At 45.6% G+C, this 20,372-nt stretch carries 22 protein-coding genes; 15 read left to right on the forward strand and 7 right to left on the reverse strand.

What is annotated here, in order from left to right; genetic code table 11:
* Positions 1-6: 6 nt before the first annotated feature.
* Together DTQ70_RS21830 and DTQ70_RS21835 are read right to left on the reverse strand one after the other, a co-directional pair.
* Positions 7-654, reverse strand: coding sequence for an NrtR DNA-binding winged helix domain-containing protein (locus DTQ70_RS21830; protein WP_122932781.1), 648 nt, complete (start codon positions 652-654; stop codon positions 7-9).
* A 104-nt stretch (positions 655-758) separates the two neighbouring features.
* Positions 759-1,943 (reverse strand): DUF1343 domain-containing protein, encoded by a 1,185-nt coding sequence (locus tag DTQ70_RS21835; RefSeq protein ID WP_122932782.1) that lies wholly within the window; start codon positions 1,941-1,943, stop codon positions 759-761.
* 79 nt (positions 1,944-2,022) lie between these two features.
* Between DTQ70_RS21835 and DTQ70_RS21840 the strand changes: the two genes are divergently transcribed.
* The 3 genes from DTQ70_RS21840 (at position 2,023) to DTQ70_RS21850 (ending at position 4,973) form a co-directional block, all read left to right on the forward strand.
* On the forward strand, positions 2,023-3,183 hold the full coding sequence (locus tag DTQ70_RS21840) for a PLP-dependent aspartate aminotransferase family protein (protein WP_122932783.1): 1,161 nt from the start codon (positions 2,023-2,025) through the stop codon (positions 3,181-3,183).
* 93 nt (positions 3,184-3,276) lie between these two features.
* Entirely contained in the window at positions 3,277-3,591 is a 315-nt protein-coding gene (rhaM, locus tag DTQ70_RS21845) for an L-rhamnose mutarotase (protein ID WP_122932784.1), read from the forward strand.
* A 29-nt stretch (positions 3,592-3,620) separates the two neighbouring features.
* The gene (locus tag DTQ70_RS21850; protein WP_122932785.1) at positions 3,621-4,973 is read left to right on the forward strand and encodes a Gfo/Idh/MocA family protein; all 1,353 of its coding nucleotides are present in this window, start codon (positions 3,621-3,623) and stop codon (positions 4,971-4,973) included.
* Positions 4,974-5,136: 163 nt separating this feature from the next.
* Here DTQ70_RS21850 and DTQ70_RS21855 read toward each other — a convergent pair whose 3' ends face one another.
* A complete protein-coding gene (locus DTQ70_RS21855) occupies positions 5,137-5,895 on the reverse strand; it encodes a DUF547 domain-containing protein (protein WP_122932786.1) in 759 nt (252 codons plus the stop codon).
* An 87-nt stretch (positions 5,896-5,982) separates the two neighbouring features.
* On the opposite strand from DTQ70_RS21855, the gene DTQ70_RS21860 reads away from it, so the two are divergent.
* From DTQ70_RS21860 to DTQ70_RS21875, 4 genes are all read left to right on the forward strand, one after another.
* A complete protein-coding gene (locus DTQ70_RS21860; protein WP_122932787.1) occupies positions 5,983-6,771 on the forward strand; it encodes an SDR family oxidoreductase in 789 nt (262 codons plus the stop codon).
* A gap of 200 nt (positions 6,772-6,971) precedes the next feature.
* Entirely contained in the window at positions 6,972-7,379 is a 408-nt protein-coding gene (locus DTQ70_RS21865) for a MaoC family dehydratase (RefSeq protein ID WP_122932788.1), read from the forward strand.
* Positions 7,376-7,954, forward strand: a complete 579-nt coding sequence (locus tag DTQ70_RS21870) for a nucleoside triphosphate pyrophosphatase (RefSeq protein ID WP_122932789.1) — start codon at positions 7,376-7,378, stop codon at positions 7,952-7,954. The genes DTQ70_RS21865 and DTQ70_RS21870 overlap by 4 nt, the downstream gene beginning before the upstream one ends.
* 78 nt (positions 7,955-8,032) lie before the next feature.
* Positions 8,033-8,809, forward strand: a complete 777-nt coding sequence (locus DTQ70_RS21875) for a hypothetical protein (RefSeq protein WP_122932790.1) — start codon at positions 8,033-8,035, stop codon at positions 8,807-8,809.
* A 92-nt stretch (positions 8,810-8,901) separates the two neighbouring features.
* On the opposite strand, the gene DTQ70_RS21880 is transcribed toward DTQ70_RS21875, so the two are convergent.
* Complete coding sequence (locus DTQ70_RS21880) at positions 8,902-10,248, reverse strand: glycosyltransferase 87 family protein (RefSeq protein ID WP_164490151.1); 1,347 nt, start codon at positions 10,246-10,248, stop codon at positions 8,902-8,904.
* A gap of 186 nt (positions 10,249-10,434) precedes the next feature.
* Here DTQ70_RS21880 and rpmH point away from each other — a divergent pair, with 186 nt between their 5' ends.
* The 3 genes from rpmH to DTQ70_RS21895 all read left to right on the forward strand — a co-directional run bounded on the left by rpmH (position 10,435) and on the right by DTQ70_RS21895 (position 11,976).
* Complete coding sequence (gene rpmH / locus DTQ70_RS21885; RefSeq protein ID WP_028523643.1) at positions 10,435-10,593, forward strand: 50S ribosomal protein L34; 159 nt, start codon at positions 10,435-10,437, stop codon at positions 10,591-10,593.
* A 76-nt stretch (positions 10,594-10,669) separates the two neighbouring features.
* Complete coding sequence (locus tag DTQ70_RS21890) at positions 10,670-11,080, forward strand: ribonuclease P protein component (protein ID WP_122932792.1); 411 nt, start codon at positions 10,670-10,672, stop codon at positions 11,078-11,080.
* A gap of 194 nt (positions 11,081-11,274) precedes the next feature.
* Positions 11,275-11,976: a response regulator transcription factor gene (locus tag DTQ70_RS21895; RefSeq protein ID WP_122932793.1), complete on the forward strand. Its 702-nt coding sequence runs from the start codon at positions 11,275-11,277 to the stop codon at positions 11,974-11,976.
* A 9-nt stretch (positions 11,977-11,985) separates the two neighbouring features.
* Here DTQ70_RS21895 and DTQ70_RS21900 read toward each other — a convergent pair whose 3' ends face one another.
* Entirely contained in the window at positions 11,986-13,206 is a 1,221-nt protein-coding gene (locus tag DTQ70_RS21900; protein ID WP_122932794.1) for an NADH-quinone oxidoreductase subunit D, read from the reverse strand.
* 108 nt (positions 13,207-13,314) lie between these two features.
* Between DTQ70_RS21900 and DTQ70_RS21905 the strand changes: the two genes are divergently transcribed.
* Positions 13,315-13,881 (forward strand): hypothetical protein, encoded by a 567-nt coding sequence (locus tag DTQ70_RS21905; protein ID WP_122932795.1) that lies wholly within the window; start codon positions 13,315-13,317, stop codon positions 13,879-13,881.
* On the opposite strand, the gene DTQ70_RS21910 is transcribed toward DTQ70_RS21905, so the two are convergent.
* Positions 13,882-14,367 carry a MarR family winged helix-turn-helix transcriptional regulator gene (locus tag DTQ70_RS21910; RefSeq protein WP_122932796.1) on the reverse strand — a complete coding sequence of 162 codons (486 nt, stop codon included), beginning with the start codon at positions 14,365-14,367 and terminating at the stop codon, positions 13,882-13,884.
* A gap of 191 nt (positions 14,368-14,558) precedes the next feature.
* Here DTQ70_RS21910 and DTQ70_RS21915 point away from each other — a divergent pair, with 191 nt between their 5' ends.
* The 4 genes from DTQ70_RS21915 to DTQ70_RS21930 all read left to right on the forward strand — a co-directional run bounded on the left by DTQ70_RS21915 (position 14,559) and on the right by DTQ70_RS21930 (position 19,519).
* Positions 14,559-15,605 carry an HlyD family secretion protein gene (locus DTQ70_RS21915; RefSeq protein WP_122932797.1) on the forward strand — a complete coding sequence of 349 codons (1,047 nt, stop codon included), beginning with the start codon at positions 14,559-14,561 and terminating at the stop codon, positions 15,603-15,605.
* Between the two features lie 36 nt (positions 15,606-15,641).
* Positions 15,642-17,201, forward strand: coding sequence for a DHA2 family efflux MFS transporter permease subunit (locus tag DTQ70_RS21920; protein WP_122932798.1), 1,560 nt, complete (start codon positions 15,642-15,644; stop codon positions 17,199-17,201).
* 15 nt (positions 17,202-17,216) lie between these two features.
* The gene (locus tag DTQ70_RS21925) at positions 17,217-18,533 is read left to right on the forward strand and encodes a TolC family protein (protein ID WP_122932799.1); all 1,317 of its coding nucleotides are present in this window, start codon (positions 17,217-17,219) and stop codon (positions 18,531-18,533) included.
* Between the two features lie 62 nt (positions 18,534-18,595).
* Complete coding sequence (locus tag DTQ70_RS21930) at positions 18,596-19,519, forward strand: sugar phosphate isomerase/epimerase (protein WP_122932800.1); 924 nt, start codon at positions 18,596-18,598, stop codon at positions 19,517-19,519.
* 149 nt (positions 19,520-19,668) lie between these two features.
* On the opposite strand, the gene DTQ70_RS21935 is transcribed toward DTQ70_RS21930, so the two are convergent.
* Positions 19,669-20,322, reverse strand: a complete 654-nt coding sequence (locus DTQ70_RS21935; protein WP_164490152.1) for an OmpA family protein — start codon at positions 20,320-20,322, stop codon at positions 19,669-19,671.
* Positions 20,323-20,372: the final 50 nt, after the last annotated feature.

A 20,372-nucleotide genomic window follows, 5' to 3' on the forward strand; every position in this document is an offset into this window, starting at 1 on the left:
TAATTTTCAAGGGATAAACTCAAACAATTCAGCAGGACGACTTTTTAGCCCTTCTCGGCGCTCGCCTGTGCTTCGCAATAGGCCCGAAGCCATCATGCGTTTGTGAAAATTGCGGCGGTCGAGGGGTTCGTCCAAAATACATTCGTGCAAAGCCTGCAATTCGCTCATTGTAAATTGGGCATTCAACAATTCAAAACCAATGGGTCGGTACTGAATTTTGGCAGCTAAACGCGCCTGCGCCACCTGAGCAATGTTCTCGTGGTCAAACCCAAGCGAAGGGAGCTGTTTCCAATTAAACCACCGTAAGTCATTCGCCATTTGCCCGACCATCAATTGGTATTTTGCAGGGTTGACCAACGCGTAATAGGCCACCGAAAGGACCCGACCTCTAGGGTCACGCGAAAGCCCTCCAAAGGTGTATAATTGCTCTAAAAATAGATTTTCAATCCCCGTTTTCTCCTTCAAAATCCGTTGTGCTGCCTCTTCAAACGTTTCTTCCAAGCGTAAAAAACCACCTGGTAGCGTCCATTGATTGGCAAATGGTTCAGCTCGGCGATTGAGCAACAAAATCGAAAGCTGTTCGCCATCGTAACCAAATACAACGCAGTCGATAGTAACCGAAGGGCGAGGATATGTTGATAGTTCGTCTTGCATTTGCTTTGCGTATTAACAACACAAAGTAAATTACTACAATTCAAACCTGCAAAATATTTTGCGTATTTATTACACGAAGTTATTTAACGGTCCACCTAAAAGCACTAAAGCAACGAAAAAAGAGGTTCTTTTGACAAATGCCTAACAGAATTAATCCATTGACTTTCAGAACCTTTTAAACAAGAAACTACCTCTAAAAGCGGCTGTTTACCCTGTACAAAATCAATCAACAATTCGTCCCCAACCAAAATCTCCGACGCCGTACGCGGATTCCCTTTTTCGTAAGCGCCTGCTCGCCAAAGATTCGGAACGTATTCGTTAAAGACGCGTAGCAACAGCAGTGAACTCAACAATGAATGGTTTTTTGCTTGCGTAGAAAGGTGTATTTGAAAACCACCGCAGAGTTCGTTGGCATATTTATGAAAAGTAGGAATAAACTGGAGCGGCCTCAACACGTAATTGAACCAACCGTACTCTTTGCTTAGGTGTTCAACATCATGTTTGATGCGGTGGAGGGTTTCCCAGCGCAAAAAAGGGGCGCCCACTATTTCAAAAGGGCGCGTAGTGCCACGTCCTTCGCTCAAAATGGTGGCTTCAAACAAACACTGACCGCTGTAAAGCTTGGCAGTTTGCAACGAAGGGAAATTGGGAGAAGGGTAAATTTGCATAAAATAGTCGGGAGACGCCCCCATAAGCACCTGTAAGTCAAACGTCCCTCCATAAAACCCCTTTAGCCACAGTGCGATTTCACCGAGCGTCAGGCCGTGGCGGTGCAATAGCCCCTCATGCCCTATGAAGGACGCATAAGTAGCCGAAATGGGAGAGCCTTCCACTTGGCGACCTGCGGGATTAGGGTGGTCTATCACCCACACGCGCGGCGGGCGTTGGCAACGGGTAAGCGTCTCAAACAAATACGCAATGGTCGTCAAATAGGTAAAATACCGACACCCAACATCCTGAATATCAATCAGAATATCATCCAATTCCTCCACCTTTTCGGGCGAAACTTTCAAACTCAGCTCATCGTGTCCATACAACGAAACGCAGCTGACATCTTCCCAAAAATGATAGATTTCGGCATTTTCCAAGGCTTCTTGATCTTGTAATTCAGAAAAAAGGCCATGTTCGGGCACAAAAATCGTTTTCAGCACTTTTTCTTTGGCCAACCAATCCATCAAATACATTTTTTCTTCAAACAAAAAGGCGGTTTGGTTGCACAAAAGCCCTACGTTTTGGTGGTTGGTTTTGAGGGTATCAATGAGCGCACGTAACGAACGAGGTGATGTCATACAGTGAAGTAAAAGTAGTAAGACAGCAAATTAACAGAATCGGTTATCTTCGCGGAGTTTTGTTCCTTTTTTTATTCCCATGCACTACTCCCAAATCATTAACGAACTCGCCGAAGACCGCGAACAGTACTTCAACGCCGTCAGCCCGCCGATTGTCCAAACCAGCAATTTTGCCTTCAACGACTTTGCTTCATTACGCAGCGCTTTTGAAGACGAAATGTCGGATTACCTCTATACACGAGGCATGAACCCTACGGTGGATATTCTCCGTAAAAAACTCGCTGCCCTCGACGAAGCCGAAGATGCCCTTGTTCTCAACAGCGGTGCTTCGGCTATTTTTTGCGCCGTCATGTCCAACGTCCAAGCGGGCGACCACATCGTTAGTGTTCAGAAACCCTACACTTGGGCCTGGAAACTGTTTGACAACGTACTGACTCGCTACAACGTCACAACTACTTACATCGATGGCACACGTATCGAACATTTTGAAGAGGCCCTTCAGCCCAACACCAAAGTCATTTATCTCGAATCGCCTAATAGCTTAACCTTCGAACTTCAAGACATTGAGGCCGTAGCGAAGTTGGCCAAATCGCGGGGCATCATTACCATTATCGACAACAGCTATTGCACCCCTATTTTCCAAAAACCGCACCGCCTTGGCATTGACCTTTGTCTGCAATCGGCCACCAAGTACATTGGCGGGCACTCCGACACGGTGGCGGGTGTGCTCACGGGCAGTAAAGCCATGATAAAACAGATTTTTGACCGTGAAGCCCACAATACAGGGGCTTTTGTGTCGCCTTTCAATGCGTGGTTGTTGCTGCGGGGCTTACGTACGTTGCCAATTCGCCTCAAACAAAGCGCAGAAAGCACCCAAAAAGTGTTGTCTTTTTTCAAAACTCACCCCAAAATTGAGAAAGTCTATTTTCCACTTGACCCCGATTTCCCTCAATACGAGCTTGCTAAAAAACAAATGACGGGCGCAAGCGGCCTACTCACAGTGGCCATCAAAGCCGAATCGCACGCCCAAATCGAACGTTTTACTTTTGATCTCCAACACTTTTTGTTGGCCGTAAGCTGGGGCGGGCACGAATCGCTGGTATTGCCCAAATGCGCAGGGTTACACCCCGACGACTTTGACCCTAATGAGCAAGAACACCGATTGATACGTTTTTACATTGGGCTGGAAGAAGCCGATTTTCTCATTGAAGATTTGGCTCAAGCATTAGACAAATTGTAGGAACATCTGGTTTTCTATGCATAACAGTACAGGAGGGTTGAGCCCAAAGATTCTTTTTGGTTTGTTATCTTTTATTCCTTACCCAAAACACACATGGAAAAAGTTGCTTTTTTAATGAAACTAAAGCCTGGTTTTGAGGCTGAGTATAAAAAACGCCACGACGAAATCTGGCCCGAACTCTCCGCAGTGCTCACCGAGGCGGGAGTTTATGATTATTCGATTTATTTAGACCGTGCCACGGGTATTTTGTTTGCCGTTCAAAAACGTACCGAAAACAACACCGCCGACGACCTCCCCAACCACCCTGTTGTCAAAAAATGGTGGGCATACATGGCCGACATCATGGACACCAACCCCGACAACTCACCCGTGAGTACGTCCATCGAGTGTGTATTTCACATGGATTAATTTCGTTTTATAAACCACCTATTTTATACATGAACACTCCTCAAGAAACGTTTAATCGCCGCGAGTTTATTCAGAAATCTTCGTTGGCAACAGCAGGAATGCTCGCTTCTTCGACCTTGTTTGCCAATGCAACCCCCAACGCCAAACGCAAAGTAGCGATGGTCGGAACGGGTCACCGTGGGACGAGTATGTGGGGCATACCTGTGGTAAAAGAATTTGGTGACGTCATCGAATTTGTGGGCCTGTGCGACATCAACCCTGGCCGCGCCGAAACCGCCCGCAAAATGCTCAATGTCACCTGCCCGCTTTATACTGACTTTGAGAAAATGATGGCCGAAACCAAGCCTGATATTCTCATTGTAACAACGGTCGATGCTACGCACGATAAGTTTATTGTACGGGGGATGGAACTGGGTGCGGATATTGTTACCGAAAAGCCCATGACCACCGACGAAGCCAAGTGCCAGGCCATTTTGGATACCGAAAAACGTACGGGTAAAAAAGTGACAGTTACGTTCAACTACCGTTATTCACCGCACCGCCAAAAAATCTACGAACTCCTCCGTGAAGGCGCCATCGGGACTGTCACCTCCGTTGATTTCCACTGGTATTTGGACGTTCGCCACGGGGCAGACTACTTCCGCCGTTGGCACCGCCTCAAAGAAAACAGTGGTTCGTTATGGGTACACAAAGCCAGTCACCATTTTGATTTGCTCAACTGGTGGTTAGAATCGGAACCTGAGAGCGTTTTTGCGCAAGGTTCTTTGGAGCATTACGGTAAAAATGGAGCACTTAGAGGCAACAATTGCCGCAGTTGTGCCCACAAAAACGACTGTAAGTTTTACTGGGACGTGACGAAAGACAAACGTCTTGTCTCTCTATACGTCGATAATGAAAAGCACGATGGCTACTTACGCGATGGCTGTGTTTTCAAGGAAGACATCAATATTTTTGACAAAATGGCGGCAACCATTCATTATGCCAATGGCGTCAACGTAAGTTATTCACTGACGACTTATTCGCCTTACGAGGGCTACCGCATTGCTTTCAACGGAACAAAAGGCCGTTTGGAAGCTTGGATTAAGGAATCGGGCAAAATGACAATTGAACCGTACGATGAATTGATGTTGTCGAAGAACTTTGGCGATGTCGAATACATCAAAATTCCGCAAGCCGAAGGGCACGGCGGTGGAGATGCGCGCCTACGAGATAAGATTTTCCGCAACCCGAACGCGCCAGATACTTACCGCCAGTCGGCAGGTAGCCGCGACGGTGCCATGGCGATTTTGGTCGGAATCGGTGCTCGAAAAAGCATTCAAACGGGTCAACCTGTTAAAATTTCAGACCTTACCGACTTGAAGCCCAAAGCGGTGAAGGCATAGGTTTTAGTTTAGGGTTTGAGGTTTCCAGTTTGGGGTTTGCCATTTCTTGGTTTTAGGCTATTAAATAGTGAGTCGGGTTGCTTACAACCCGACATTTTTATTACCCTACCAAAGCTTATTCCATTTTTAAACTCGAAACCTAAAACCCTAAACCTCAAACACCCTACTTCCCATTCAACTCCCAATCATAATCCATGTAAGATACGGGGGTACTTTTGTCTATTTTTACCGTCGAGTATTTATTCACCCACTCCACTATCGGCATTTTTTTGGTAAAATCGCCGCCGTACCACGTCAAAATCTTCGATAATTCTGCTTTGTCTTTGCGGATGTTGTTTTTAGACTTATCATTCAAGAAATCTCTCCCTTGCTCATCAAGTTGCTTGTTGAGTTGATCGGCTGTAAACGCCTCATTACGCAGCGGTGGGCACGATTTTGCCGCGCAAACCAACGCAAAGTGAATACGAGGTTCGTCAAATTTTTTGCGAATAATTCCGTGTTCGATGTCGTTCAGGTTCATTTTTTTTCCACCAATGACGATAAAATTGACCGTCCACGCATCGCTCACAAACGGGATTTTAATTTTAGAGCCAATGTCTTTGATAGTAGAAATCCCAGGGTAGTGGTCAAGAATAAGCTGAACCGTAAAGGCATTGTAGGCATTAATCCAGTACGCCAACTGCTCTTCTTTCGTCCATTTATTGTTAGGAGCGCTTGCACTAAGCATATCCAAGTACTTTTTGAGCTCGTCGTAATCCTTTTTAAACGCCGTATAATTGACAAATCCTTTGTCGTTTACGTGTTTTTTGAGAAGTTTGTCCCACGCCGAATGATCTACGGGAGCGGCCGTTGAGGTTGGCGTAGCAGTACAACTACCAAATAGCCCCACGACAAAAAACAGAATAAAAGCGAAACTGCGCATAATTTTCGATGGTTTTACTTAACAAACGTAAATCTTTGAAAAACGGTTTTACTATCGTCCAAACGCGCTAACTATTTTTAGAACCAAATGAATCTTGACTTAACCCACAAAACTGCCATTGTCTGCGGAAGTACCCAAGGAATTGGGCGTGCTTCGGCCGTCGAGCTTGCCCTTTTAGGAGCCAATGTCACGCTCATGGCACGTAATGAAGCCTCGTTACAAGCAACTTTGTCGGCACTTGACACAAGCAAAGGACAAATCCACCGCTATCTTGTCGCCGATTTTGCCAGTAGTAGTTTGGTAAAAAACGCCATCGACGCCTATTTAGCCGAATTTCCTGAAGTTCACATTTTGGTCAACAATACAGGTGGCCCCACGGGTGGCCCTATCATCGACGCTGCCCCCGAGCAATTTTTGGCTACTTTTGAAATGCACCTCGTCAACAACCAACTTTTGGCGCAAGCCGTTGTCCCTGCCATGAAAAAAGCAGGTTTTGGCCGAATTATCAACGTCATTTCAACTTCCGTAAAACAACCTATTGTGGGGTTGGGCGTGTCTAATACAATTCGTTGGGCGGTAGCGAGTTGGGCAAAAACGCTTTCGCTCGAAATCGGCAAATTTGGCATTACGGTCAACAACGTTTTGCCTGGTTATACCAAAACGGGGCGCTTGGATTCGGTGAACAAGATGCGCGCCCAAGCGACGGGCAAAACGGTCGAAGAAATCGCCACTCAACTCGAAGCTGAAATACCCATTGGTCGTTTTGCCGAAGCCGAAGAAGTCGCCGCCGCCGTGGCCTTTTTGTGCAGTCCCGCTGCCGCTGCCATCAGCGGTATCAACCTGCCCGTAGATGGCGGAAAAACCGCAAACCTTTAAAAATGAATGTCGAGTCATTATTTTACCCGCAGATGTCCGCTGAATAAAACAAACGCAGATTTTCGCTGATAAGGATTTAATAAAGCCATTCATCTGCGGTTATCTGCGCCTCTCAGTCTGCGCCAATCGGCGGGTAAAACTTTAAATAAATTTAGCTAACGCTTTAACAAACTTGATATTACCTCTAAATCTTTATAAAAATGAAACTTTCCATTGGCGATACGTACGAGTACGAATTCCGTTTTTCACAAGAAGAAGTAATTGCGTTTGCTCAGCTTACGGGCGACGACAATCCTTTGCACTTAGACCACGACTACGCTGCTACAACGCCCTTCAAACGCCCGATTATCCACGGGATGCTAGGCGCTAGTGTTTTCACCAAAATCATTGGTACTCGTTTTCCTGGGTACGGTTCGATTTATGTGGGACAAACATTTCAGTTTTTACGCCCTATGTTTGTCGATACCGACTACAAAGTGAAGTTTACCGTACAAAGCCTCAACCCCGAAAAGCACACAGGCGAAATTCTAGGTGAGGTATTTGACGTAACGACGGGCAAAATCACAACCAAAGGCGTCGCAACGCTTATGCACAAAGAGAAGATATGATAAACCTCTCTCACGCTCTCGTTCTTGCTTCCAACTCTCCACGCCGTCAGCAATTACTGCGGGAAATGGGGGTTGAATTTACGGTGCAAGTTCGCCCCACCGACGAGCTTTTTCCCTCGAATATGCCCGTTTCGGACGTGGCTGGGTACTTGGCCCAACACAAAGCCGAACAATTTGCCCATGATTTAGGCGATAAACTCATTCTTTGTGCCGATACAGTCGTGGTCGTCGATGATACTATTCTGAACAAACCAGCCGATGCCGCCGAAGCGCGCAATATGTTACAGCTATTGTCGGGGAGGTCGCATCAAGTCATTACAGGCGTGTGTTTACTAAGTCCTCAAGGCTATAAAACCCTCAGCGATGTAGCCCATGTCACGTTCAAAACGCTCACCGACAGTGAAATTGAGTACTACATCACCCACTATCGCCCTTTCGACAAGGCGGGAGCGTATGGGGTACAAGAATGGATTGGTATGATAGGAATTCCTCGTATCGAAGGTTCGTTTTATACCATCATGGGCTTGCCGCTTCACAAAGTTTACGAACTTTTGCAGCCTTTTATGGTCGCTTAACCGTTCGTCAAAAAATTATTTGAAAGCGAGTTTTCTGTGTGTATTTTTGTTGTACAGCACTGAAAATTCGCTTTTGCCATGAAACACCTACGACTCGTTTTGTTTTTAGTTGCCGCTTCGCTCATGTCGGGTTGCAGCACGTATTTTTACCAATGGAAACCCGCTTCGGGCGACATTGCTTGGATAGAAGGAAGAGAAGTGACGCGCGCCGAACAAAACGGCGTTGTTTTGGTCGCCTCCTACGAGTTTGAAGATGCCCATAATATTGTTTTGGACGTCGAAGTCAAAAATCGGACTCAGACCTCGCTCTTGGTTGACCCCAACGATTTTCACTACATTCCTTTCGATACTAAAAATGACACCCTGCGCAGTGCTATCAACGCTTCCTATACGGCTTTTTACCGCGCCCTCAATCCCGAAGAAAAAATTAAACAAGCGACCTTGGACATCCAACGGGAAAAACGACGCCTTGCCGCAGCTTCTATTCTGAACGGCGTGTTGTTGGTGGCAACCGTTGCCAGCGACATCAACTCATCCAACCGCCGCGATAAGTCGTGGACGCAACGCGCCAACTCGCAATATGCCCACGCTCAAGCCTACAATTTTATCATCCAAAAACAAATTGCCGACGTAAATCTCCAACGAATCCGCACGGAACGACTACAACACGAACGCGCCAATTGGCAAGAAATGGCCCTGCGAAAAACTACTCTTCCGCCCAACGAATCCATCCGCGGCTTGGTGTTTTTGCCCAAAGATGAACGTGCTTCTTCGGTTTGGCTAACTTACATTTCTCCCAACGACTCCACCCAAATGCAACTGAAATTTTTACAGGAAAAGATAAAAGGAAACTAAGTGAAGAGGCTAAAGGGCAAGTAGGCAAATGAGCAAAGGCAAAAGAGCAAGAGGCAAGTTTGCATGAGGCAAATGGCAAATGAGCAAAGGGGTTAGTTCGTTTGCCAATCAATTCCTTTTAGAAATACTTCGTACGCAAAAAGCCCAAACACAAGTATGTATTCAAGCCCTACTACTCGAAGGTTTTCTTGGTAGGGAGACGAAGCGTAGGCAACGTACGTCAATGGCAACAACAGCGACCAAACCACAGGATACCAATACCTTGTAATCGCGCCCAATGCTACCAGCGTCGTGATATACCACGGATGTACGGTCGTGGCCAAAAAGAAATATATGGTCAAAGAAAGGAGCATTTTTTCGGCAAGACTTCGTTTTTGAAACGCTAACCAGCTCACCGTTCCTAAAGTAATCAAAGACAACACAGGGCCCAACGATTGGATGAGGTTATAACCCGTTATCCAATAGCCAACTTCACGTAGGAGGTAATAGACACTGGCATTAAACTCAAACTTCTGAAAATACAAATCAAGGCTTTTTCCTACGTTGATAAAAAGGCTTTTACTCAAAAAAGGGAGAAATAAACCAACCATTGTTGCCCCAACTATTGCACCGTAAATTATTCCTTTCTGCCAACCTATCCGCCGTACCAGTAATGGTAGAAAAATCAGCGGCAGCAGCTTCACCGATGCCCCCAGTCCTAATGCCACGGCTGAAGGTATAAAATAGGAATCCTTGCCACAAGGGCGGTTAAGCCAACGCAAAGCCAGCAACACAAAAAACAACGTCACTGCTTCGAAATGTAAATTGCCAGTCAGTTCCACAATCACCAGCGGATTCAAAGCATAGACCAAACCGTTGATTTTCCGCTTTGCCGCTGGTTGAATTCCAAGATTTTGAGGTGATGATAACAGCCAGCAATTCCCCACCTCAGCCATGAGAATAATAACCCGCATCACAACCACCGAAAGTTGAATATTGTCGCCTCCTATCCAAGCCGCAATTCCAAAGAACAACTGATTAAGAGGTGGATAAACTGTAAAGTAATTCGGGGAATTAAGCCCTTCATACAGAGTTGTGGTTAGGTTTGCTGATAAAAAAATGGAAGAAGGAAGCAAGTCAGAAGGAAGATACAGGTATGGATTAAAACCCGCCACCAACAGACGTCCGTCCCACACAAAACGAAAAAAATCATCGGACAATACAGGCGTAGAACACAGCAAAATGAGCCGAAAAAGCACGGCGACTCCCATCCACCAACGGATTTGAATGGCATTCCAAAAGCGAGTTACAACAAGCCCATATACCAAAAACAGGCTTCCATACACCAAAATCAACGTTTTTGACTGTGTACGTTCTATTTCATAACCAATCCACCAATAACCAATGCCACTACTCACCAAAACCAGCAACATCCACCCTATCGGCTGTTTGTCAGGCAAGGTGAACAGGGGTGAGTTGGGGCTCTTATGAGGCTGAAAGAAGGGCATAAAGTCGTTGAATGTAAGTAAGCAAAAACAAAGGTCGGTTTTTTATTCAAAATTAGTTTGTAAACTTTTAAAAGTTTCCGTACCTTTGCGGACTCGTTTTGAAATCAAGGATTTACAAGAAATAAAAGGCTTAGAGAAATGAAACGTACATATCAACCATCAAACCGCAAAAGACGTAACAAGCACGGGTTCCGTGAGCGTATGTCTTCTGCTAACGGTCGTAAAGTATTAGCAGCTCGTCGCAAAAAAGGCCGTTGGAAATTGACAGTTTCTGACGAAAAGCGTCACAAGCAATAAAAGTCAGTAGTTTAGAGTTTGAAGTTGAGCGTTTTTGCTTTTAAGCCAATGCTTTAACTTGATACTCGATGCTAAGATGAAGCAAACTTTCCCAAAAACTGAACGCCTCTGTAGTCGAAAAACCATAGGGCGTTTGTTCGAAAAAGGTAGTACGGAAACAAAAACGTCCTACCTTTTTCCATTTAAGGTATTTTACCTATTCGACTCGGAGATTCCTTCGGGTCAGCCTCCTCAAGTCTTGTTTTCGATTTCAAAGCGCAACTTCAAAAAAGCGGTTGATCGCAACCTCCTTCGCCGTCGTTGTCGTGAGGCTTATCGAAAAAACAAACATCTTTTCTTTTCTTCGCCCGAGCAGCGCCCCCCCAGTGCCATTGCATTTATTTTGATTGCCAAAGAAAAAGTCGATTACGAGCATATTGAGCGTAGCTTGCAAAAGCTTATTGTTCGCCTTAGTCAAGAAACAACACCTCCGCCCCAAAACGCCTAATTTAACTGACATTCTAAAAAAATCGTTTTCTTCTATAACTTTCATAGTCAACCTTTTACCCGTGGGCACTGGTTTCTTGTTTTCTACTTTTGGAAAAGTGACTTCTACTGTTAAATTTGTGTTAAGAATACGTTTTGAGTGTTAAAATTGTTGACACGACTCGTAATTTCGTCGCCGTAATAAAAATCCATGCTATGAGCGCTGCCAAATCGGCTCAAATCGCACACAAAGTTTTAGTCGTTGACGACGACCCAGATATTGTTGAGCTACTTGAATACAATTTAGAAAAAGAAGGTTACGAAGTAGCCACCGCTGCCAACGGAAAAATGGCCATTGAAACAGCACGCTCATTTATCCCTGAGCTGGTCGTTCTTGATATTATGATGCCCCAAATGGACGGCATCGAAACCGCCCGCCAGCTGCGAGAAATCCCCGATTTTAGAAATACCTACATCTTATTTTTGACCGCTCGCTCGGAAGAATATTCGGAAGTAGCAGCGTTTGAAATTGGCGCCGACGACTACCTGACCAAGCCCATCAAGCCCCGCGCGCTGATGAGCCGCATCAATGCGCTTTTTAGAAGAGAAGCCCAAAAATCCGAGCCAGAATCCCAAATTGAGATTGCGGGCTTGCATATCAACCGTAAAAACTACACGGTGACCAAAGGCGATAAAGCGGTTGTTTTGCCCAAAAAAGAATTTGAGTTGTTGTTTTTCTTGGCCAATCACCCCAATAAGGTCTTCAATCGAGAAGAATTACTTCAAAAAATTTGGGGAGCAGATATTTATGTACTCGAACGCACTGTCGATGTGCACATTCGTAAAGTCCGCGAAAAGGTCGGTGAAAATTACATCAAGACCCTCAAAGGTGTAGGGTATATGTTTACCGACGAATAGAAAACTTTATCACCTATCCACTTCGCCCATGACGACGTCGATAGAACCGATAATAGCTACCAAGTCAGCGAGCATAGCACCGCGTGAGATTTCGGCAATGACCGATAAGTTGTTGAACGAACACGCCCGTGCTTTGCATCGCACAGGAATATCCGACTTTCCATCGGTACGGAAGAAAAAGCCTAATTCACCTTTGGGGTTTTCCGCGCGTACATAAAAATCCATCGCCTGTGGGCGAATTTTCTTCGGCACTACTGCCTGCGGGTCAAAGTCAGGCGTGCGACGGTGCTCTCCCAACAGTTTTTCAACACATTGTTCAATAAGGCCAAGGGATTCCCAACATTCCTGCACCCGAACGTAGTTCCTATCCCAACAATCGCCCACGGTTCCTACAAGCCCTTCACCAATCGGTACGTTAAATTCCAACTCAGGATAAACCGAATAGCCATCTACTTTACGCAAGTCCCAACGCAAGCCCGAGCCACGCAACACGGGCCCCGAGCACCCATAATTAATAGCGACAGGCAATGGCAAAACGCCTACATTGGCCGTACGTTCCACAAAAATCTTATTGTCAATGACAAGCTGTTGAAGCTCCTTCAATTTAGGTTTGAGATAACTCACAAACTCTTGGCAACGCTCTTCAAAACCCACTGGTAAATCGTAAAACAAGCCTCCAACCCAAACGTAGTTATAGAGCATTCGAGCGCCTGAGAGCCATTCCAACATCCGCAAAATATGTTCGCGGTCGCGCATGAGCCACAAAAAAGGCGTGTACGCCCCAATATCCATGGCGTACGTACCAATAGCTACGAAGTGCGAAGCCAGGCGGTTTAACTCTGCCACCAACACCCGAATGTATTCAATGCGTTTTGGAATATCTTTCTCAATACCCAACATTCGTTCAACACCCATCACATAAGCATGTTCGGAGTTGATAGCCGCCACGTAGTCCATCCGATCCACGTACGGGATGATTTGGTTGAAAGGCAGCGATTCGGCGTGTTTCTCAAAACAACGGTGCAAGTACCCAAGGTGCGGCACTACGTCCACGATAATTTCACCATCCGACACCACTTCTAAGCGCAACACTCCGTGGGTAGAAGGGTGCTGCGGGCCTAAGTTAATCACCATTTCTTCCGACTTTAGCTGGTCGGCAGTGTATTTACTTGGCTCCGAAATGTTCAAATGCTCGGGTTGGTAATCGTATTGTACCGTTGAAGTAGCCATAACAATGGGTCAAATTGAGGATGCAAGTTAGTAAGAAAATCCTTCCACCTCGCCCTTATTGACCTTTGGCGTTTGTATATTTGTCACGGACGAAGAGAAGAAAGCGCTATGCACGAGATAGAACCTTTTTATAATTGGGAAAAACATTATGTCGCTGCCAACGACCGCAAATCCCCTTTTTACGGTCGAGACTATAATTTAAACCAGTACGAGCACGACATATACGGGTATTATATTCACCCTTTGTGGGACGAAATAGACTCCGAGACGCTCTATGTCAAGATTTTATTTGCTGACTACAAGAAGAAATTTGCCGTCATTGAGCTTTTTGGAGAATGGAACGACACGCTGCACAACGACATCATGCACTTCAAACGCAATGTCATCGACCATTTGCTGGCTCAAGGCATCAATAAGTACATTCTTATTGCCGAAAACATCCTTAATTTTCACGGCTCCGACGATGAATATTATGCCGAATGGTTTGACGAAATCGAAGACGGCTGGATTGCCGTAGTGGGCTCGCGCGACCATACCGAACGCGAATGGAAACGCTACCGCCTTGACTATTATCTCAATTTTGGGGGCACACTTCACCTCGATAACTGGCGAACGCTGCAACCTCAGCCTTTTTTTGAGTTAGTCAAAAGTTTGATTGTGAGGCGCTTGATGTAGCTATTCTTCGGCATCAAGCACTGCCAGCAAATCGCACATAGTATCCACCATTTGGTTATACTTTTTGGCACTTACAGCTTTTTCAAAACGCGCTTGCATTCCTTCCATTTCTTCGTTTAAGTCCAGCAAAAACTCTTTGCCACGATCGTCCAAAAAAATGATGCTTGCTCGGGCATCTTTTTCGCTTGGGCAGCTGTAAACGTAACCCGTTTCTTCTAACTCTTTAACGGCTTTACTCATGGCTTGCTTGGTCACTTCTAGCTTTTTGGCCAACTCACTACTCGTAATCCCTTCCTCCCCGATGTTGACCAACAGCGAAATCGAGCTCATCTTAATATCTGTGTAGCCACGTTTCTCTAAAAGTGGGGCAATGTGAAGATGAACGTGGCGTTTGAGCCGCCACAACAAGCGCCCAATGGAACGCTGACGCATTGATTCAAACTTCTCAAAGCTATATATCCGTCCTGATGCAAGTACTTTTTCCATGTTACAAATCTATTGGAATACAGGTTATTAAAAAATAGCACTCAAATTTTAATCCAATTTTTAGTCAACTTATTTGACTTTTTTGGTCAACTTAGTTTACCTTTGCTGCCACAAATATAGTCAACCAAGTTTACTTATAAACTTATTTGTAAAACAACTTATTGCTCATCATCGAATAAAAACAAAACGCCATGGATACCACTGCATCTAAAAGTCCTTTCAAAAAACTACTACCATTTGCCATTGTTATCGCCGTGCTCGGCGTAGGTAGTTTTTACGGTTTTCAATCGTACCGTTACAATCAAACCTACGAAACCACCGATAACGCTCAGATTGAAACCAAAAATTCGCCCGTACTCGCCCGCGTGGCAGGTTATGTACTTGAATCGAACCTAGAAGATTACAAAAGTGTACGCGCCAACGACCGTCTTATTGAGATTGACCCCCAAGAATACCAAATTGCCGTAGCTCAAGCCGATGCCGACTTACAACAAGCCGTAGCCGACATCGAAACTGCCAAAGCAGCCCTCCGCAACGCTCAAGAAGCTTACAAAGTATCCAAGGCCAACGCCGACGTACAGGCCAGCCGCAAAACCAAGGCTACAGCAGACCTAACCCGCGACAAAAACTTGTACGAAGGCGGCTCTACCACCAAAAAGGTCTTGGACGATAGCCAAGCCAACGTAGAAGTGCAAAGTCGCCAATACGATGCCGCTTTGGCCCAAGTCAACCAAGCCAAAGTAGCCGAAGGCGCAGCGATCGCAAACATCAAAAAAATGGAAGCCATGGTAAAAGTCAAACAAACGATTCTTGACCAAGCCAAATTACGTTTGTCATATACCCACATCGACGCACCTGTATCGGGAAAAACGGGCAAAATCAACGTTGCCAAAGGTCAATACGTACAACCTGGCCAAAACCTGTTCACGATTGTCAACGAAGCGGTTTACTGGGTAACGGCTAATTTTAAAGAAACCCAGCTCGAAAAAATGCGCGTAGGCCAACCCGTTGAGCTCAAACTTGATGCCTATCCGACGTTAAAAATCAGTGGTAAAATCCAAACCATTTCCGACGCAACAGGCGCAAAATTCTCGCTTCTCCCTCCCGATAACGCTTCGGGTAACTTCGTCAAACTTACGCAGCGCGTTCCCGTTAAAATCGAGATTGAGCACCCCGAACAATACAAAGAACTGCTTCGCGCTGGTTTGAGCGTCGAAGTAGCGGTCAAAGTACAGTAAACGAGGTTCAATCATCGGAGTTAGAAAACACACACTATGAAAAGATGGATTGTTGTCATCACGGTCATCACAGCGGCCGTTATGGAACTGATAGATACCTCGATTGTGAACGTAGGTATTTATCAAATGGCGGGCAACTTAGGCGTAACCATTGAGGATATTTCGTGGGTGATTACGTCGTATGCCATCGCCAACGTAATTATTATTCCCCTTACAGGATTTTTACAAAACTACTTTGGGCGGAAAAATTACTTCATCGTCTCCATTGCCCTTTTTACGTTTGCTTCGTATTTGTGTGGCATTGCCGATACCCTACCGCTGCTTGTCTTAGCGCGTTTTTTACAAGGAGTAGGCGGTGGAGCTTTACTTTCAGTTTCCCAAGGGTTGTTGTACGATTCATTCCCGATTCAGCAACGCGCCATAGCCTCGGCAGTATTTGGGATGGGTATTGTACTTGGGCCGACGTTTGGGCCGACCCTCGGCGGGTACATTATCGACAATTACCATTGGAGTTGGATGTTTTTTATCAACGTTCCGATTGGGATTGTCGCCTTCTTGTTAAGCTATATCTACATCGACAAGAAACCAGAAGAGCACCACATCGACCGCAGTAAAATCAAGATTGATTATTTGGGAATTGTGCTTCTTTCGATTGGCATCGGGTGCTTGCAGTACGTGCTCGAACGCGGCGAAGCCAACGACTGGTTTGAAGACCAAAACATTGTCATTTGTACCATTGCGCTGGTTGTTTCACTGACTTCGTTCATTTGGTGGGAATTAAAAATCCCCAATCCCGTTGTGAACCTGCGGGTGCTGAAAAACCGCAATCTTTTACTGGGCTCTATTCTGGTCTTTGTGATTGGTATCGGGCTTTTTACGTCCGTCTTTATGTACCCGTTGTTTGTACAACGGATTATTGGCTACACTGCCACCCAAACGGGGCTTTTGCTTATCCCTGGCGCAGGAATTACGCTTTTTATTTTCCCAATTGTGGGACGATTAATTTCAAAAGGCGTTCCACCGCGCTCCATTGCCACCGTCGGTTACCTTGCATTTGCACTTTTTTGTTACCAAATGTCTATCATCGACCTCAACGCGTCTCCTGCCATTTTAATGGGCGCCTTGATGATTCGCGGAGTAGGGCTTGCTCTTTCGAACGTCCCGCTTATTAACCAGTCGATTTCGACCTTGACACCCCAAGAAATGCCAATGGGTATCGCCATCACCAACATGATTCGGCAGATTGGCGGTGCTGTCGGGGTGGCACTTGTCAATACGTACATTGCCCAACGCCTCCCGCTCAATGCCATGAATCTTTCGGCGCACCTACAGCCTGGCGATATGCTTACCCAAGAACGCCTCACGACCATGTCGCAAGGGCTCATAGCGCGTGGCATCAACCCACTCGACGCCCTTCAACTTTCGTACGGCAACCTCAACTTAGCCGTCCAAAAACAAGCCTTGATGCTATCTTATTTGGATGTATTTCAGGTGGCTACGATGTTCTTTATTGTCACATTTCCTTTATTATTTCTCCTAGAAAAGAAAAAAATGACGCCTCAAACTGCCAAAGCGGCGGCCGATGCTTCTCACTAATTGCCGATATATCCAATGAAAACCTTTGTAAAAATATCCGTCGTAGGGGTGCTTATGCTCGTTTTGAGAAACGCCGCAGTGGCCCAAACTCCTACCCCACTTTCCAAGTTGGTCCAGCAGTCTTTTGAACATTTCCCCAAACTCAAGGAAGCCGAACAACTCATCAAAGCAGGCGAATTGCGCGTGGATGTAGCCAAAACAGCGCTTTTGCCTTATGTTAATGCCAGTGCTTCCTATAACTACGTGGCTCCTACGATGAAAGCTACCTTGCCCCTTCCTGAGGGTTCACGCGAGATTCAGTTTATGCCCAACCACAACCTAAACGTAGGAGTAAATGCAGGCTATGGTTTGTATGATTTTGGAAAAACAAACCTCAACATTCGTCAAGCCCAGGAAAATATCTTGAGCGCTCGTCATACGTTGGAGTTGAATCGACATAATTTAGCTTACCAAATTGCCCAACTCTACTACACCATCGCCTTTCTGGAGAAAAGTAAGCAAGTACAGCAAGACGTCATTCAAACCAGCGAAAACGTATTGAAACAAATCAGTAAACGGGTTCAAAATGGCGATGCGTTGGAGTTTGACGTTGTTTCGCAGCAAGTAAAATTGAAACTCGCCCAAAACCGTAAAGTGGATTTTGAGAACCAAATCGACAAACAAAAAATCACGTTGAGCTACCTTACGGGAATTCCGAGCAGTGAAATTAGCGTCGCAGATTTGGCGCTTGGGCTTAATGCCAACCTACCAACGAAAGAAGCGTTGACCCAACTTTTCAACAATCAGAATAAAGAGGTACAGTTGGCCAAAGACCGCATTCAAAATGCGGAAACAGAGGTGGCGATTGCCGCCAAAGCCCACTTACCAACGTTGATGCTTACAGGAAGTGCTGGCGAAAAAAATGGGTACATGCCCAACGTCAACCAATTGCGTTTCAACGTTGCGGCTGGTCTTAGCGTGACCGTTCCCTTGTATTCGGGCAAGCGGTACGACATTCAGCGTAAGGCGGCCTTGGTAAACTTGGAAGCCACAAAATACAACCTCGAATCGGTAAACGCATCGCTTCAAAAAGACGTCGAAATGGCTCTTTCTGACCTCAAAAGCAACGAACAACGCCTCGAAAACGTGCGAATTCAAGTGACCCAAGCCGAAAGAGCCCTGGCACTTGCCCAGAACCGTTTACAAAACGGAACCATTACTACCGTAGAGTTAGACAATGCTCAAACTTCCATTGAAGAGGCTCGTTTGGCGGAACTCACCTATCAGTTTCAATGGTTTATCAATCAACTGGAATTAAAACGTTTGACGGGAGACGAATTTTGGAAAAATTGAGTGTAGGCAACTAAAAGTATTTTTGTGGAGGCTTGTGCCTTTTTACTGAAAATGATACACTTATGGCCACCTCTCGTCGTCGATTTATCCAAACGCTTACTGCTACTAGCGCTGTTGTCGCGTCCAAGCCTTCTTGGTCTAATGCCTCAGCTGCACCCTTCATTTCGTGTAATCAATATTCGTGGTTTACCTTTTATGAACGCGAAAAACGCAGTTGGGGTGAAAACCTCGACGCCTCGCTTGCTGAATACGTGAAATCAGGATTGAAAGCCTTTGAACCCAGTTTTTATTCCACCAACGACGTCAAAACGCTGGCACCTCTCTTAAAAAAATACCAATTAGCCCTTCCTTCGGCTTACATCGGGAGTATTTTGCACGAAGACGCCGAAAGTCAAAAAACCATCGAAACGGCCATTGCCATTGCCAAAGAAGCCAAGCCGCTGGGGTTATCGATTTTAGTTACGAGTCCCAACCCCATTCGCTGGGGCGGAACCGAAATCAAAAGCGATGAACAGCTAATCAAACAAGCCAAAAACCTAGACCTGCTAGGTTCTGAGTTAAAAAAGCAAGGCATTACCCTCGCCTATCATACCCACGACGCGGAGTTTAAAGCAGGCGCGCGGGAGTTTCACCACATGCTACAAAATACGCATCCGCAAAATGTCAGCTTGTGTTTGGACGCGCATTGGATTTACCGAGGAGCTGGCAACTCCCAAGTGGCGCTGTTCGATATTGTAAAAATGTACGGAAAACGCGTAGTAGAACTTCACATACGGCAGTCGGTGGGGCAAATTTGGGGAGAAACCTTCGGCGAGGGCGACATCGATTACCCGCGGCTTGTCCGCGAATTGAAAACCATGAATATCAAGCCTTTACTCGTATTGGAACAATGTTTAGAACCACAATCTCCCAACACACTCAACGCCATTCAAGCCCATCAACAAGACCTTGCTTACGCTCAAAAAGTTTTTAAAGGCTGGGTGTAAACAAAAGAGCCAGAGAAGATATCTTCTCTGGCTCTCCGTCTATTCCTAAACCCTTTACCTTATGAAAAAACAATTACTATTATTTTATTCTTGACGAAATTTCTGATTTTTGGCCATAGCCATTAAAAACTTTGTGTACTTCCAGCTAATTAGTTCTGAACTACGCTACCCGATTCTACGGCTTTCCGAACCTCCTCTTTCAAACGTTGGTTAGCCACAACAACTACTTCAACTCGCTGATTTTGACGGCGGCCATCCAGCGTTTTGTTTGAAGCTTTAGGCGTCGTTTCTCCAAAGCCTTCTGTTACGATTCGCAATTGAGGAACCCCATGTGCTTGCAAAAAATCCGCTAAAGCTTCCGCGCGTTTCTCAGAAAGCGCTTGATTCACTTTCAAACTTCCTTGAGAATCGGTATGTCCCGCTACCAATATTTCAGTGTCTTTGAAATCTTGTAATACCTGCGCAAGTTTCTTTACGAACGGTTGTGGGTCATTCGATAACACATACGAGCCTTCAGGATATAAGATAGCGGATTGAAACGTAATTTTAATGCCTTCTCCCAAGCGTTCAATTTGGGCGATGCCTCCTAGCTGTTGGCGTAGCTGGATGGTTTGCTGTTCCATGTATTGTTCAATACGAGTACCTGGCAAACCACCCACTACTGAAGCGCTTATCGCGTAATTGGCAGGATCTTTCGATTTACTTTGCCCATGTTTGGCAGGTGAAACCGTTTTCCCCTTAGTTCTTGATAGAAAGGATGTGGACTTACAGTCGGAAAGCCCTATGATCAATAAAAAACTCATTGATACAAGCAAGAGACTTTTAACCGTTTTTTTTGTTGTATTCATGGCTG

It is taken from the genome of Runella sp. SP2 (assembly GCF_003711225.1).
Lineage (GTDB): Bacteria > Bacteroidota > Bacteroidia > Cytophagales > Spirosomataceae > Runella.

Bases quoted from the DNA above. Each gene is read 5' to 3' on its own strand.
- DTQ70_RS21855 (WP_122932786.1), bottom strand. From the start codon at position 5,895: ATGCGCAGTTTCGCTTTTATTCTGTTTTTTGTCGTGGGGCTATTTGGT.
- DTQ70_RS21920 (WP_122932798.1), top strand. From the start codon at position 15,642: ATGAAAAGATGGATTGTTGTCATCACGGTCATCACAGCGGCCGTTATG.
- DTQ70_RS21915 (WP_122932797.1), top strand. From the start codon at position 14,559: ATGGATACCACTGCATCTAAAAGTCCTTTCAAAAAACTACTACCATTT.
- DTQ70_RS21895 (WP_122932793.1), top strand. From the start codon at position 11,275: ATGAGCGCTGCCAAATCGGCTCAAATCGCACACAAAGTTTTAGTCGTT.
- DTQ70_RS21870 (WP_122932789.1), top strand. From the start codon at position 7,376: ATGATAAACCTCTCTCACGCTCTCGTTCTTGCTTCCAACTCTCCACGC.
- DTQ70_RS21890 (WP_122932792.1), top strand. From the start codon at position 10,670: ATGAAGCAAACTTTCCCAAAAACTGAACGCCTCTGTAGTCGAAAAACC.
- DTQ70_RS21850 (WP_122932785.1), top strand. From the start codon at position 3,621: ATGAACACTCCTCAAGAAACGTTTAATCGCCGCGAGTTTATTCAGAAA.
- DTQ70_RS21835 (WP_122932782.1), bottom strand. From the start codon at position 1,943: ATGACATCACCTCGTTCGTTACGTGCGCTCATTGATACCCTCAAAACC.
- DTQ70_RS21840 (WP_122932783.1), top strand. From the start codon at position 2,023: ATGCACTACTCCCAAATCATTAACGAACTCGCCGAAGACCGCGAACAG.
- DTQ70_RS21860 (WP_122932787.1), top strand. From the start codon at position 5,983: ATGAATCTTGACTTAACCCACAAAACTGCCATTGTCTGCGGAAGTACC.
- rpmH (WP_028523643.1), top strand. From the start codon at position 10,435: ATGAAACGTACATATCAACCATCAAACCGCAAAAGACGTAACAAGCAC.
- DTQ70_RS21930 (WP_122932800.1), top strand. From the start codon at position 18,596: ATGGCCACCTCTCGTCGTCGATTTATCCAAACGCTTACTGCTACTAGC.
- DTQ70_RS21900 (WP_122932794.1), bottom strand. From the start codon at position 13,206: ATGGCTACTTCAACGGTACAATACGATTACCAACCCGAGCATTTGAAC.
- DTQ70_RS21865 (WP_122932788.1), top strand. From the start codon at position 6,972: ATGAAACTTTCCATTGGCGATACGTACGAGTACGAATTCCGTTTTTCA.
- DTQ70_RS21925 (WP_122932799.1), top strand. From the start codon at position 17,217: ATGAAAACCTTTGTAAAAATATCCGTCGTAGGGGTGCTTATGCTCGTT.
- DTQ70_RS21910 (WP_122932796.1), bottom strand. From the start codon at position 14,367: ATGGAAAAAGTACTTGCATCAGGACGGATATATAGCTTTGAGAAGTTT.
- DTQ70_RS21905 (WP_122932795.1), top strand. From the start codon at position 13,315: ATGCACGAGATAGAACCTTTTTATAATTGGGAAAAACATTATGTCGCT.
- DTQ70_RS21935 (WP_164490152.1), bottom strand. From the start codon at position 20,322: ATGAGTTTTTTATTGATCATAGGGCTTTCCGACTGTAAGTCCACATCC.
- rhaM (WP_122932784.1), top strand. From the start codon at position 3,277: ATGGAAAAAGTTGCTTTTTTAATGAAACTAAAGCCTGGTTTTGAGGCT.
- DTQ70_RS21830 (WP_122932781.1), bottom strand. From the start codon at position 654: ATGCAAGACGAACTATCAACATATCCTCGCCCTTCGGTTACTATCGAC.
- DTQ70_RS21875 (WP_122932790.1), top strand. From the start codon at position 8,033: ATGAAACACCTACGACTCGTTTTGTTTTTAGTTGCCGCTTCGCTCATG.